Origin of the sequence: Micromonospora sp. B11E3 (assembly GCF_039871625.1) — a bacterium.
Taxonomy (GTDB): Bacteria; Actinomycetota; Actinomycetes; order Mycobacteriales; family Micromonosporaceae; genus Micromonospora.
This window is the reverse complement of the sequence record NZ_JBDPMC010000122.1, coordinates 1-14156: the sequence shown is the minus strand read 5'-3', so window position 1 is coordinate 14156 and position 14156 is coordinate 1. Positions and strand designations below refer to the sequence as shown.

At 73.1% G+C, this 14156-nt stretch carries 8 protein-coding genes; 5 read left to right on the top strand and 3 right to left on the bottom strand.

The features are described 5' to 3' along the window. Positions 1 to 231 precede the first annotated feature (231 nt). Positions 232 to 894 (top strand): ElyC/SanA/YdcF family protein, encoded by a 663-nt coding sequence (locus ABGB16_RS31720; protein ID WP_347671757.1) that lies wholly within the window; start codon positions 232 to 234, stop codon positions 892 to 894. A gap of 21 nt (positions 895 to 915) precedes the next feature. Here ABGB16_RS31720 and ABGB16_RS31715 read toward each other — a convergent pair whose 3' ends face one another. Next, the gene (locus ABGB16_RS31715) at positions 916 to 3702 is read right to left on the bottom strand and encodes a LuxR family transcriptional regulator (RefSeq protein WP_347671756.1); all 2787 of its coding nucleotides are present in this window, start codon (positions 3700 to 3702) and stop codon (positions 916 to 918) included. 681 nt (positions 3703 to 4383) lie between these two features. Here ABGB16_RS31715 and ABGB16_RS31710 point away from each other — a divergent pair. Continuing rightward, a complete protein-coding gene (locus ABGB16_RS31710) occupies positions 4384 to 5490 on the top strand; it encodes a hypothetical protein (protein WP_347671755.1) in 1107 nt (368 codons plus the stop codon). A 50-nt stretch (positions 5491 to 5540) separates the two neighbouring features. Here ABGB16_RS31710 and ABGB16_RS31705 read toward each other — a convergent pair whose 3' ends face one another. Further along, a complete protein-coding gene (locus ABGB16_RS31705; RefSeq protein WP_347671754.1) occupies positions 5541 to 7841 on the bottom strand; it encodes a tetratricopeptide repeat protein in 2301 nt (766 codons plus the stop codon). A gap of 128 nt (positions 7842 to 7969) precedes the next feature. Then, the gene (locus tag ABGB16_RS31700; protein WP_347671753.1) at positions 7970 to 9133 is read right to left on the bottom strand and encodes a class I SAM-dependent methyltransferase; all 1164 of its coding nucleotides are present in this window, start codon (positions 9131 to 9133) and stop codon (positions 7970 to 7972) included. 283 nt (positions 9134 to 9416) lie between these two features. Here ABGB16_RS31700 and ABGB16_RS31695 point away from each other — a divergent pair, with 283 nt between their 5' ends. From ABGB16_RS31695 to ABGB16_RS31685, 3 genes are read left to right on the top strand one after another with little or no spacing between them, the layout of a single operon-like run. Then, positions 9417 to 9878, top strand: a complete 462-nt coding sequence (locus ABGB16_RS31695) for a hypothetical protein (RefSeq protein WP_347671752.1) — start codon at positions 9417 to 9419, stop codon at positions 9876 to 9878. After that, a complete protein-coding gene (locus tag ABGB16_RS31690; RefSeq protein WP_347671751.1) occupies positions 9875 to 13765 on the top strand; it encodes a hypothetical protein in 3891 nt (1296 codons plus the stop codon). The genes ABGB16_RS31695 and ABGB16_RS31690 overlap by 4 nt, the downstream gene beginning before the upstream one ends. Before the next feature lie 25 nt (positions 13766 to 13790). Next, entirely contained in the window at positions 13791 to 14033 is a 243-nt protein-coding gene (locus ABGB16_RS31685; RefSeq protein ID WP_347671750.1) for a hypothetical protein, read from the top strand. The last annotated feature ends 123 nt before the right edge of the window (positions 14034 to 14156 follow it).

Here is a 14156-nt window from a genome sequence, read left to right as displayed (position 1 = left end):
CGCGGCCGGGCTTGGTCGTGTACGGACGTGGAGCCCGGCACCTGTGGGCTGCGAAGCGTCAACCACCCGGCGTGCCGCATGAGCGCCGCCAGGAATCTGCCCTCTTCAGGGGGCAGAGGAAGTCAACATCAGCTGATGACCGCCACGCCAGGCCCGTCAGCGTCGCGTCCGCCCGGTCACGCTGACGGTGCGCGCCCCGCCGAACCGCCGGGGCGCTCCGGCCGCCGGCCGGTGCGTCGGCGACGTCGGCTCGTCCGGTGGGCACTCGTCGTCGGGGCCGGGCTCGTGCTGATCTTCGCTGCGCCGGCGCTCTGGGTCCGGGCGAACTCCGCCGGCCATCTGCACACGAACGACGACGCACCCGAGGCGCCGGTCGTGATCGTGTTCGGCGCGCAGTTGGCGCCGGGAGGCACCCAGCCCATGCCGTTCCTGAAGGGGCGGCTGGACGTGGCGGCCCAACTGGTCAAGGACGGCAAGGCTCGCGCCGCGCTCGTTTCCGGCGACCGCGCCGGTGCCTCCGGCGACGAGATCGCCGTGATGTCGGCGTACCTCGTCGCCGCGGGCGTGCCCGCCGCGCACATCGTCGCTGACCCGTACGGCCTCGACAGCTACGACACCTGCAAGCGCGCCCATGACGTGTACGGCGTACGGCGGGCTTTGCTCGTCAGCCAGTCACTGCACCTGCCCCGCGCTGTGGCGCTGTGCCGCCGCCTCGGCATCGACGCGAGTGGAGTCGCCGCCCGCTGTGACGGCTGCCGGACAGTGACGCTGGCGAAGAACACCGCACGGGAGGTGCCGGCGGCGTGGAAGGTGGCCTACGACCTGGTGACCGCACGCCCGCCAGCGGTGTCCTCAGTTCCCGACCCGGCGCTCCGGCAAGCCCTCGACGAATAGCCGGCCGGAGCCCCCTCTCCGTCAGAGAGGGCGCGAGTTTCGTCCGGCGATCGCCATCGCCGCACCGAGCTCGGCCCGGCTGGAGATCCCAAACTTGCGGTAGATGCGGGCGAGGTTCGCCTCGACAGTCTTCGAGCTGATGAAAAGCTCGTCAGCGATGGCCCGGTTGGTTCGACCCTGGGCTGCGAGCCGAGCCACCAGCTCCTCGGTAGCGGTGAGGTCCAGCGGTGCCGGGGGACGGCCGCCGACGCGGCCCAGCTCCGCCTGGGCGCGGTCCGCGAACGCCTTCGCGCCGATCGCGGCGAACTCCGCCGCCGCGGCCCGTAGCGCGTCCTGGGCCGCACGCTTGCGTCGGGCCCGCCGATGCACGACGCCGGCGACGAGCAGACAGCGGGCGCGGTCCAGCGGTAGTACGCCCTCCGGCACGCTTGCCCGGGCCGCGGTGAGTTCGTCGAGCGCGGCCAGCGGGTCGCCCCCGCTCGCGCTGTCCAGCAACACCCGACTGCGGGCGAGGCCCAGCGTCGTCCACGGCCGGGGAAGCCGTTCGTGCCGCTCCGAGAGCCGGGCCAGCGCCGCGCGGGCGGTCGTCAGGTCGCCGGCGCCCACACACGCCTCGATCCAATCCGGCTCGAACCGCTGAGCGAGCGGCTCAACCAGGCCCAGCTCGTCGACGCTGGCGGCGAGGCTGCCGTACGCACGTGCGGCCTCGCCCGTCCGGCCCGCGGACAGCGCGACGAACCCGGCCAGATGCTGGTAGATCCTCCGGACCCAGCCGTCGCCGATGTCGTCCGCGCGCCGCAGGCCGGCCTCGGCGACACGACCGGCCTCGGCCAGGTTGCCCCGGTGCGCATCGAGTAGCCCCGCAAGCCACAGCTCGCCGTTCAGCCCCGTGCCGAGCTGCTCTCCGAGGTCCCGGGCCGCCGCGATGTGCTTCCCGGCGGCCGACCAGCAACCGGCCAACAGCTCGGTCTCACCGAGATGGCTGAGTAGTTCGTGCTGCAGCGGCTGATCGCCGCGAGCCGTGGCTCGGCCGAGCATCCAGTGCAACCGCTGCCTGGCGCGGGCGGCGTCGTCGATCGACTTCCACCAGACCGCTGGTATCGTGCCGGCCAGCCAGGACGGCTCGCCGCCTTCCATCGCGAGTGCCCGGTCCACCAACTCCGTGCGGGCCGGCCGCCCGGCCCGCACCTCCTGCAGGAACAACTGCAGCAGCGCCGCGGCGAGCAGTCCGCGGTCGTCCTCGTGGCTGGTGAGTAGGGCGACGGCGGCCTCTGCGTGCCGGCGCGCGGGCTCCGGCGCATCGCGGAACCCGGCCAGATGGGCATGGATACGCCCGGCCAACGGTGAGTCCGGCGGCGCCGCCGCCAGCGCCCGTTCGGCTGCCCCCACCGCGACGTCGCCGGGCTCGTCGGCGCTCCAGGCCACGATCGCCCGCAGCAACAGCGACTCGGCGCGCAGTTCACCGGCGAACTCGGCGGCTATCGCCTCGGCCCCGGCACCAGCCGCCGCATAGTCTCCGCTGTCGTACCGGCAGCGCACCGCCGACAGGCGCAGCCGGCCGCGGCCGGCTGCATCCTGCTGCGGGGTAAGCGCTGTGGCGCGCTCGAAGAGTTGCGCGGCGACCTCCGGCGCGCCGCGGGCGTGCTGCCTCTCGGCGGCGTGGGCGATGACGTCGGCGACCGCCGCGTCCGGGCCGACCGTGCAGAGCGCGAGGTGACGGGCCCGCTCGTCCGGGTCGGCGACGACGTCGGCGAGCGCGCGGTGCAGCCGGCGGCGGGCCCCGGGCGAGATGGCCGAGCGGACCGTTGACGCGTAGACGGGATGCGTGAACTCGACTGCCACCGGCGTCACCACGAGCAGCCCGGCCTCCTCCGCCGGGTCGAACACGGCTGGCCGCACCCCGGCAGCGGTCAGGTCGCGCAGCGCCGGGACGGCGAGCAGCGCGGCCAGCCGTACCGCGTGCAGGGTGTCGGTGGGTAACGCGGCCAGCACCTCGGCGAGGAGTTGTTGCATCGACCCCGCCACCGGTAGGTCGTCGCCCGGCGACGGCGGCCGGGGCAGCCGCAGCACGGCACGCGCGAGCTCGATGGCGAGCAGCGGGTTGCCCCCCGCATCACGGGCGATCCTGGCCAGCAGCGGACGACCGAGCGCGGTGCCGAGCCGGTTGCGCAGGATGTGGTGCAGGGCGCCCACACCCAGCGGCTCCAACTCGATCCGGGTGAGCCGGCTGCCGGCGGCACCCTGGCCCAGGCCGAGCGGTACGACCTCCGGCCCCGCCTCGGCTCTCCGGCAGGTCACCAGCGTGGCCAACCGAGGCGCCACCCGCCGCAGCGCGAACCGCAGCGCCCGCTCGCTGGCCCGGTCCAGCCACGGAGTGTCGTCGATCGCGATCAGCACCGGCACACCGGTGGCCACCGCCGCGTCCAACAGCGACCGGGTGGCAGCGCAGACGACCCGCTCCTCGACCGGTTCGTCGCTGTCGGCGGAGAGCAACACCATCTCGGCCGCGCGGCGCTGCGGGCCCGGCAGTTCTGCCGCCCGATCGGCGAGTGGATGAAGCACGTCGGCCAGCGCCGCGAACGGCAGATCGACTTCGGACTCGGCCGGCGCGCAGGCGAGCACCAGCCAGCCCGTGCGCTCAGCCTGCGCCACCAGCGCCCGCCACATCGTCGTCTTCCCGATTCCCGCGGGCCCGTCCAGCAGCACGGCGCCGGCCTCACCCAGACAGCGCCACGCCTGGTCGATCAGCGCGTCGCGGCCGACGATCTCGCCCAGCACGTGATGAATACTGGCATGGTGCCGCACCACGAGCCAGGGCGTGTCGGCTGCACCGATACCGGCGACTCGGGCAATCCCCGTACGCCCTTACGCGCAGTCCGGCCGAGGTCGAAGGCAGCGGGCGTCGGCGTCCCGCTCAGCTCAGAGCCGGGGGCCACAGTCCGGGCGACCGCTGCCAGCGGCTCACGTGGACCTGGTCGAGGTCGTCCGGCTTCGGACCGGACTCGACTCCGCATAGGGAATCACCCGATTCGGTGACGGCCCCAACGGCCTAGCGTCGGGCGCATGACCACGCATGGGTTTCGGACGGAGCGCGGCGGCTGCGACGGCACGCCTGGCCGCACGGTGGTGCGCCGCCGGCTCGGCGGCACCGCGGCACTGGTGTGCCTCGTCGCATTGACTGCCGGGTGCGGCATGCTCGGCGCCGCCGGCTCGGACGCAACCGGCCGGCAGTACGGGTACGCGCCGAAGCCGGACAGTTCGGTGGAATATCAGCCGGATGTCGTGCTCGTGTCCGGGGGTGGCAACGCTGTCCGTTCCGTTCGTCCGGACGGTTTCACGTACGTGATCGACGGTGACGCCAAGGGCGCCGGCGACCTCGCGCCCGGGAAGATCATGTTCGCCACGAGCGAGGCGCTCGGCCGGGTCGTGAGGGTTGAGCCGACGGGCGGCGACGTGGCGGTCACCCTGGCCCCCGTCGAGTTGACCGACGTGGTGCGGGACGGCCACGTCGAGATCGATCAGGCGCTCGATCTCGAGTCGCAGACCTTCGGCCAACTGCCCGATCTGCTGGGAGAGGTCGTCGACGGGGCCGATGCGACGCCGGTCCTGCCGGATGCCGAGAAGGCGACCGGGTTGGGCATGAACGCCATCGGGGCAGGCGACTTCCGGCTCGCCGTGCCGCCGATCGCCCTCGGGCCGGCGCGCGGGGCGGGGCCAGCGGCGGCCAGCAGCGCCCGGCGGAAGATCGGGGACTGGGATGTGACGGCGTACAAGGACAGCTCGAAGCTGGGGCTGACCGCCGAGCACTCGACCGCCGCACGGACGCGCGCCGGCGGCCTCAAGGTCGACTTCGACATCCAGTTGCTGGTCCGGAACCCGCGTGTCCAAGGCGACATCCGGGTGACGAACGGCATCATCCCGAACCCGTCGTTCCGCATCGACGGGGTCGAGGGACTCGCCGTGACCATCGCCGCCGGCGCCGAGGGCGGGCTCAGCGACAACAAGAAGGCAAAGATCGAGTTTCCGATCGAGGTCAAGCAGCCGATCATCATCGGGGGCTTTCCCGCGACCCTCAAACAGACCTTCAAGTTCCTCGTCGAAACGGCGTTCACGGCGAAGAACGGCAACCTGTCCGCGACCGGCCGATGGGGGCTCGACGGACCGATCGGGTACGTCGGCTCGTCCGTCCTGACGCCCACCTTCTCGGTGCAGAAGAGCATCATGCAGTCCCTGCGCGGCGTGTCCATCGGCGTCGAGGCGATCGTCCTGGCGGTGGAGTTCCGCTTCGGATTCATGCTCGGCCTGCCGGTGGCGGGCGCCGGGCCGTTCGTCGCGATCGTGGCCTCGGTCGGCCTGACCAACGGTTCGGCAGCCGGCCGGGTGGGACTGCCGCTGGCCGGACCGGCCGTGAAGTGCCGGGGAACCACGCTCGTGGCGACCGTCCGAGCCGGCGAAGGCATCAGCATGTCCGAACCTTTGGCGAAGGCCATCGAGAAGGTGCTGAACGTCGATATCCCGAAGGAGGCGGACTTCCTCAAGAAGGACATCGTCAACCGGACCGTCGTCGAGCCGGACGTGCCCCTGTGCCGGGGCTGAGGGGGTCGCCGGGCGGGTTGGACACTCGTCATCGCAGTGGCGGGGATCGTTCAGGCTGTTCGCGGGCTCACGGCCGCGTCGCGGTGCCGCAGCGCGGCGAGTCGTCGCGCCGCGCGCTGCGTGTCCGGGTGCTGGGGGCCGAGGATCTTCTCGCGCCCGGCCAGGGCGGCCCGGTGCAGCGTGATCGCCTCGGCGGGCCGGCCGACCGCCTCGTACGCCGCCGCCAGGTTGGACATCGAGTGCAGCGTGTCCGGGTGCTCCGGTCCGAGGAGCCGGGTACGGATGGCGAGGGTCGACTCGTGCAGCACGATCGCGTCGGCGTGCCGGCCGATCGCCTGGTAGCCGCCCGCCAGGTTGTTGCACGACTGGAGCGTGTCGGGGTGCTGGTCGCCGAGGGTGCGTCGACGGGCGGCGAGGGTCCGCTCGTACAGGACGATCGCCTCGGCGTGGCGGCCCACCGCGCGGTAGCAGCCGGCCAGGTTGTTGCACGACTGGAGGGTGTCGGGGTGGTCCGGGCCGAGGACGCGGCGCCTGGCGGCCAGGGTTTCCTCGCTCAGGGTGATGGCCTCGTCGTGCCGGCCCAGTTCCCGGTAGCCGACGGCGATGTTGCTCGCGTTCCGCAGCGTGTCCGGGTGTTCCGCGCCCAGCACCCGGCGGCGGGCGGCGAGGGTCGCCTCGCCGATGGCGAGGCACTCGGCGTACCGGCCGATGGACCAGTAGCCGCCGCCGAGGCCGTACCAGGAGGTGAGGGTGCCGGGATGGTCCGGGCCGAGGTGGCGGGTGCGGATCGCGAAGGACTGCTCGAACAGCGACACCGCGGTGTGGTAGCGGCCCTGGCCGCGGTGGTAGATGGCGCAGCGGTTGAACAGGGCGGCGGCGGTCAACAGCAGCCCGGTGTCCTGGCGGAGCATGTCGATCGAGGTGAGGTGCCCGGCGAGCGCGTCGACGTGCGCCGCCAGCCGGGACCACTGCCGCCAGCCGGGTACGAAGGTCTCCGGGTCGCCGTCGGGCGCCGCGGCCGTGACCGCGGTCGCGGCCGCCCTGGCGTGCTCCGGGCCGGAGTGGCTGGCGCGGGTCATGGTCTGGACGAGCCGGTGCACCGCGATTCCGGCGGGTCTCCGGCTGACCATGCTGTACGAGGCGACGAGCGCCACCGTGTCCTCGACGTCCCAGGGGTCGGCGCCGGGTGCGTGGAGCAGGTCCAGGGGGATCTCGTCGGGCGCGAGATATGCGATCAGGTCGAGGAGCCGGCCGGCGGCGGGGTCCTCGTCGGTGAGCGCCTCCACGGTGACGTGCCAGGTGCGGGCGACGGGATGGTCGTATCCGTAGGTCCGGTGGTGCGTCCCGAGGAGGCGTAGTGGCCGGCGGGCGAGCCGGGCCCGGTATTCGACGAGCGAAACGGTCGGGCGTTCGAGCAGGTAGGCCGCGGCCTGCCGGAGCGCCAGCGGAAGGTCGCCCATGTCCGAGGCCAGGCCGGTGGTGTCGGCCGGCTCGGCGGTACGCCCGGACCAGCGCCGGAGCAGGTCGACGCTGGCGCGGCGGGTCAGGGGGCCGAGCGGCAGCGGCGTGAGGCCGAGCGCGATCCAGTCGACGTCCCGGCGGCTGGTCACGAGCAGTCGGCCGTCCTTGGCCGCGGCCGCCAGGGTCTCGATGGTCTCCGGGTCGTTGACGTTGTCGAGGACGAGCAGCCAGTCGGCGTGCGAGGCGAGCCACTGGGTGGCCCACGCCGCGGCGTCGGCCAGTCCGGCCGCGGCGGGCCACCCGGGGTTGAGTGCCCGGGTGAGGGCCGCCAGGCCCGCGGCCAGGTTGTCGCCGGTGTCGGCGGTGATCCACCAGGTCAACGCGAAGCGCTCCCGGGCCGCGTGCGTGAACTGCAGCGCCAACTCCGTCTTGCCGACGCCGCCCAGCCCGTGCAGGGCGATGCCCAGTGCCGGTCCGACGCCGGCTGGCCCCGGGTGCAGGTGCGCCGCCAGGAAGGCGAGCTCCGCGTCGCGTCCGCAGAAGATCGGCACCGGTGGCCGGGGCAGGTTCGCCAACCCGGACACGGGGTCGGTGCGGGTGGCGGGTTCGGGCAGCGCCGTGCCGTCCCGCAGATCCCGCAGGTGCTCCCAGGCGGACAGGAAGTCGTCGGGGTCGCCGCCACAGCAGGTGACGTAGGCGGTGACGGTGTCCCACGTCGGCAGCTGTGTCCCGCCGGCGGCGCCGGCGAGTGCGGTCTGGGAGCGTCCGGCGCGGCGGGCCATCGCCGCGTACGTCGGGTTGCCCGCCGCGGCGCGCAGTTGCCGCAGCCGGGCCGCGAACGCGTGCAAGGGGTCGCGTTCCGGGTCGAGGGGACGCTCGGGTCGTGGCACGACACACCTCCTGCTGTGCTGGTACGGGTCCCTTCCGCAGCGGCGAGCGAGGTGCCGTCCGGTTGTTCGCCGGGGGACTGGTGACCTCCCTCGACCCCTGGACGGCGGTGGTGCGCGGGTGACGATCGTCAGGCGGGATGAGCCGGGGCGTGGCGCAGCGACCAGCGGTACGCCTGGACGAGCCCGGTCTCGAAGCCGGCGGCCGACCCCCAGAGGAAGATCCGGAAGCGTCGGTACAGCGGCTCGCCCCAGCGGGCGATGATCTCGTCGCGCCGCGCGTCCAGCCGCTGTGCCCAGGCCCGGCAGGTCAGGAAGTAGTTGTGCCGGTCGTCCTCGAGGTTGAGCAGTTCGAACGGCGAACGGGCCACCTGCCGCAGGTACGAGTGCAGCAGCAGGGGCGCCGAGTTCCCGGGATAGATGTGCTTCTTGAAGAAGGTGGACAGGTGCTGCTTGCGGCGCATGGCGAGGGCGTCGAGGTAGACCCGCCCGCCGGGACGCAGCAGACGGGCGTACGCGCGGAGGGTGGCCCGGTAGTCGGGCAGATGTTCGGTGACGCCCATGTTCACGATCGCGTCGAACGGCTCGGCGGCGGTGTAGCGCAGGAAATGCTCCCGTACCACGGTGACCGGCAGATCCTCCCGGGCGAACAGGCGGGTGAGGAACCGCTCGGACTCGGCAGCCAGCGTGACGGTGGTGACGCGCACCCCCCGTCGCGCCGCGTGCTCCGCGAACGCGCCCCACCCGCCGCCGACCTCCAGCACCCGGTCGCCGGGGCCGACCTGGACGGCCTCCAGGGCGAGGTCCAACTTCCGGGTCACCGCGTCCTCGAGCGCCTCGTCGTCGTGCGCGAACACGCCCTCCGTGTAGCAGCGGTGCCGGCTGTCGAGGAAGGTCAGGAAGAACTCCGACTCCTCGTCGTAGTGCCGGGAGATCGATCGGCGGTCGTGGTCACGGCGCCCGTGCAGCAGGGCCGGCGCCCAGCGGGCGAGGAAGGCGATGGGGTGCACGTCGGAGAAGAACCGTCGCATCGTCAGTGCGGTGGCCAGGTCGCCCTCGACGTCGAGGTGGCCGTGCAGGTAGGCCAGGGCGACCTGGAGTTGGTCGAGCGAGCGCAGCGCGCGGTGGCCGACGTCGTCGCGGATCACCAGACTGAACCTGGGCGGCGCGGTCGCGGTGACCCCGAAGGCGTGGGTGACGCCGTCGCGGGTCACGACCTCGAACGGCACCGGCTCCCGGTCTCGGAAGTACCTTTCGTATCGCCGCGCGACTGCGTCGGTCAACGCCTGTCCCATGCGGACATGGTGGCACGCGCGTCCGGCTCGCCACAGGGCCCGACCAGCCAGGATGTGTCCACATTCGACGGGGTCGGGACTCTGACGGTGTCCCGGAGGGGCGACGGACGGCGGCGTTGCGACCGGCGGACCCAGCGGCGGAGGACGAGCGCCGCCTCCGCGGCAGGCGATAAATCGCCGACCGGCCTGGACAACCGCCGCGGTTCGCAGACTGAGGACCACGCGAGCCGGTCGTCCGGCTCGGCTTCTCCCTCATCGTTCCGTCGTCCGCAAGGAGTCCACAGTGCGAACACGAATCAGCGCGCTCGTCGTCGCCACCCTCGTCGCCGTCGCCGGCGCGTCCGTCGCGGCAGCCGCCCCGGCGCAGGCCGCCTACTGCGACGGAGCCGGGTGCTTCGGCAAGAACCCCGAGGGCAACTGCACCGACGGCATCGTCGACGACCTGCTCAGCCGCGAGTACAAGGTGGAGCAGAAGGCCAGCTTCCGGATCACCCTGCGCTACTCGCGTACCTGCCGGGCCGGTTGGATGCGGTTGACCGTCTACCCGGGCATCGGCAACCAGGGCTACTCCGGATCGGCGTGGAACCCGGGCGGTCCGAGCGTCGGCTTCGCCGGACACCTCGCTCCCAACACCTGGACGTACATGATCGACGCGACCCCCGGCCACAGCGTCTGCGGCGGCACGCACCTGTACATCGACGGGGTCTACAAGGGCTGGTACGACCCGGGGTGCGTGGCCCGATGAGGACCCGCAGGCTGCTCGGGCCGGCCGCCTCGCTGCTGGCCCTGGCCGTGTCCGTACCCGCGGGCCACGTACCTGCCGGCGCCGCGCCCGCGCCGACGCCCGGCGCGCCCGGCTCGGCGGCGGTGCGGCCCGACCCGCCCGCCATCGCCCCGGCCGACCGCGACCGGCTGCTGCCCAAGGGGTGGGCCGGCAGCGACGACCGGATTCTGCTCACCACCGGCGACGCCAACGGACTGCACGTGCTCTCCGCCGGCATGAGCGACGGATACGCCTGGCGGACGGTCGCGACGCTGGCCGAACCCGGCTTCGACGCCGACCAGTGGATCGGCAACATGTGCGTCACCGGCTCCGGCCGGCGGGCCGTCGTGGTCTACGCGCCCCGCACCTTCACCAACTCCGGCGACCTGTTCGAGCGCGGCGGATTCACCGCTGTGGTCGACCTGCGCACCGGCGCCGTGACCAAGCTGCCCGTCCAGTCCACCCTCGCGTACTTCAGCCCGGGCTGCGGCGCCGGCGAGACCGCGGTGCTCACCTCGTTCCGGGCCCCGGCCGACGGACCCGCCCGGACCCGGCTCGCCACGGTCGACGCGGCCCGCCCGCGCGTCACCGCCGAGCACGTCCTCGACGGCGAACTCACCTCGGCGGTGCCGGTCCGCGACGGCATCGTGGCCGCCCACGGATCGGCCCTGGTCCGGCTCACCGCCACCGGGCCCGGTTCGGGCCTGCGGCGCGCCGGTCTGGTACGCGCCACCAACGTGCCGTTCCACCTGGCCGCCGACGGGCCGGACGCCGTCGTCTACGCGGACCGGGCCGGCGATCGGATCCGGCTGTCCCGCGCGGCGGCGCGCCCCGGCCCGGCCGCGGCCACCCTCGCCGTCGGTCGGCTCGGTCAGCTCGGCACGGCCTCCCCGGTCGGCGGCCGGGTCTTCCTCACCGGCCGGCCCGACCACGTCGGACGGCTCCCCGCCAGCATCCGCGCGGTGGCCACCGCACGGGACGCGGTCCTGTCCTCCACCGGGCAGCTCGCCGTCACCGGCGTGGTACGCGCCGACCAGCCGGACCCTCGGGCCCCCGTCGCCGACCCGGTCGGGCCCCGGCGGATCCGCATCGACGCCACCGTCGTGCCCACGGCCCGGCCCGTACGCTTCGGTGTCACCCCCGCCGGCGCGTCCGCGACCGGCCGCGTCACCAGCCCCGCCCTCGCCGGCGACGGGCAGCGGCAGGGGGTCGCCAGCGCCTCGGCCACCGACCCGGTCGAGGACGACCGGACCTGCTCGGTGCCCCGCAACGATGCCCGCACCCAGGTCTACCAGCCCACCCCCCGGCAGGTGGAGTGGGCCACCGACCAGGCGGTCACCGGGAACCTGACGATGACCCGGCCGGCCGACTGGCGGCGGTCCGGCCTGCCCGCCTGGTCCCCGCAGGGGATGTTCCCGCGGCCCGCGCTCGCCGGCGGCGGCCGGGTGCCGGCGCAGGTGATGCTCGGCATCCTCACCCAGGAGAGCAACCTGTGGCAGGCGTCCCCGGTGGCCCTGCCCGGGGTCACCGCCAACCCTCTCATCGGCAACTACTACGGCCGGCGGATCTACGACGGCAACGACGCCGACGACTGGGACATCCACTGGGACGACGCCGACTGCGGATACGGCGTCGCCCAGGTCACCGACGGGATGCGCCGCAGCGGCCACGCCCGCGAGGGCGAGATCCTGCTGGACCCGGTGAAGCAGCGGGCCGTCGCGCTCGACTACGCCACCAACATCGCCGCCGGGCTCCAGATCCTCGTCGGGAAATGGAACCAGACCAGGCAGGCCGGCATGATCGTCAACGACGGCGATCCCTCCGGCCTCGAGAACTGGTTCTTCGCCCTCTGGGCGTACAACACCGGCTTCTACCCGCAGGGCGCCCCGGGCGAGCCGTGGGGCGTCGGCTGGGCCAACAACCCCGCCAACCCCCGCTACCCGGCCGACCGGCTGCCCTTCCTCGAGTACGGCTACGGCGACGCGGCCCGGCCGCAGCGGTGGCCGTACCAGGAGAAGGTCCTCGGCTGGGCCGGTCACCCGATCGAGTCGGTGGTCGCCCCGGACACCCTGATCGCCGGCTACCGGCCCGCCTGGTGGACCAGCACCGCGAACCGGGTGACGGTCAAGCCGCCCGTGGACCAGTTCTGCGACGCCACCAACGACTGCCACCCGGGCAGCGTCTTCGAGCCCGGCGCCCCGGACGTCGTCGGCGAGCCCGCGGGGCCCTGCGCGCACCGCGACACCGCCGGGCGCTACGACCTGCGCTGCTGGTTCCACACCGCCACGAGTTGGAAGGACTGCGCGGCGGGGGAGTGCGGGTTCGAGCTGCTCCGCTTCGACGAGACGTATCCCGAGCAGCCGGACGGCACCAGCTACCCGCCGAAGTGCGACCTGACCGGCCTGCCGGCCGGGGCGCTGATCATCGACGACGTTCCCGACTCCGTGCCGAGCGTCCGCCCGGGATGCGGGCACCCGTGGACCAGTCAGGGCACGTTCTCCCTGGCGTTCGCCGGCGACGCCAACGGCACGTACCCCTCGAAGGTGGACTTTCACCAGGTGGGTGGGGGTTTCGGCGGGCACTTCTGGTTCGGCCACACCCGCCGGCCCGACATGGCGGACAACGAGGGCAACCGGATGGCGGTCACCGGTACCTGGACGCTGAACCGACGCGTCGACGGGTGGGCCCGGGTCCTGGTGCACCTGCCCGACCACGGCGCCCACACCCAGCAGGCCCGCTACGACATCGAGCTCGGCAACGGCACCAGAAGCCGGGTCGTCCTGCAACGCACCATGCGGCACCGCTGGGTGTCGCTCGGCGCCCTCCCGTTCGCCGGGACGCCGCAGGTCCGGCTCAGCACCCACACCAACGACGGCGACGGCAGCGAGGACGTCGCCTTCGACGCCGTCGCGATCCAGCCCCTACCGGCGAAGCCACGCAACGTCGTGGTGTCGCTCGGCGACTCGTACGCCTCCGGCGAGGGCGCCTCCGCGGCCGGCGGTGTGGACTACTACCCGGAGAGCGACAACAACGGCGGCGACTCCGCCATCCGCAACGCCTGCCACCGGTCCCGGCTTGCCTGGTCCCGCCAGGCCGTCCTCCCCGACGACACCAGCCGGTCCGTGGGTGCCCGCGCCGACAGCTGGGATGCCCAGCTCGACCACCACCTGCTCGCCTGCTCGGGCGCGAAGACGGTCAACCTGCTGCCCGGCCCCGCCGGCGGCCAGGGGCAGTACGGGGAGGTCTCCCAGCTCGACCGGGGGTTCCTGGACGAGGACACCACCCTGGTCACCCTCTCCATCGGCGGCAACGACGCCAGGTTCGGCGACATCGTCAAGGAGTGCCTCTACAAGGCCGGCCTCTACTCCTGCCCCGACGCCAAGCTCGACGGCGACAGCGAGACCGTCGCGGTGGCCACCGAGCGGCGGATCACCGGCACCGTCGAGGACGACGTCGTCCGGGTGCTCGAGAAGATCGCCGAGAAGGCCCCGAACGCCAGGATCGTGCTGATGGGCTATCCGCAGCTGCTGGACAACCTCGGCGGCTGCCTGTACCCGGTGATCGACCCCTACGAGGCCGCCTGGCTCAACTACGCCGGCCTGCTGTTGAACATCCACCTCGGCGAGGCGGTGCAGCGGGCCCAGCCCGACCAGCCGCGGATCTGGTTCTCCGATCCGACCGACGAGTTCGCCGGCAAGGCGCTCTGCGGCGACCCGGAGAGCATCCACCGGATCGTCATGGACAAGACCCCTGGCGACGAACCCGGCCTCGCGCCCTCCGCCCAGTCCTTCCACCCCACGACCGCCGGCGCCGGGCTGTACGCCACCGCGCTCACCACCACGCTGGCGTCCCTGCCACCTCTGCCCTGATCCACCGAGTGAAAGGACCCTGACCATGACCCGCGTGCTCCGCTGCGCCCTCGTCCTCCTGCTCCTGATCGCCGGCGGCGTCGCCGGCACCGCCAGCCCCTCCTGGGCCCGGTGTTACAGCTCCACCTGCACCGGCCAGGACCCGGTCCTGCAGGGCTGCGGCGCCGACGCCAGGACCATCGACACGATCTGGGTCGGCTACCTGACTGCGGGCCAGTGCTCCGGCCTTCAGGCCGGGGGTGAAGGTCCGCGCTGGGAGGGCCGCTAGGCCGTGTCTCGTCGATCTTGGGTGAGGTCGCGTAGCCAGATCTTCATCGTGGCGATGTCGACGGTGGCCTGGTACATGTAGTCGCGCTTGTCGTACCTGGTCGCGACCGCCCGGAACTGCTTG

Bases quoted from the DNA above. Each gene is read 5' to 3' on its own strand.
- ABGB16_RS31700 (WP_347671753.1), bottom strand. From the start codon at position 9,133: ATGGGACAGGCGTTGACCGACGCAGTCGCGCGGCGATACGAAAGGTAC.
- ABGB16_RS31690 (WP_347671751.1), top strand. From the start codon at position 9,875: ATGAGGACCCGCAGGCTGCTCGGGCCGGCCGCCTCGCTGCTGGCCCTG.
- ABGB16_RS31685 (WP_347671750.1), top strand. From the start codon at position 13,791: ATGACCCGCGTGCTCCGCTGCGCCCTCGTCCTCCTGCTCCTGATCGCC.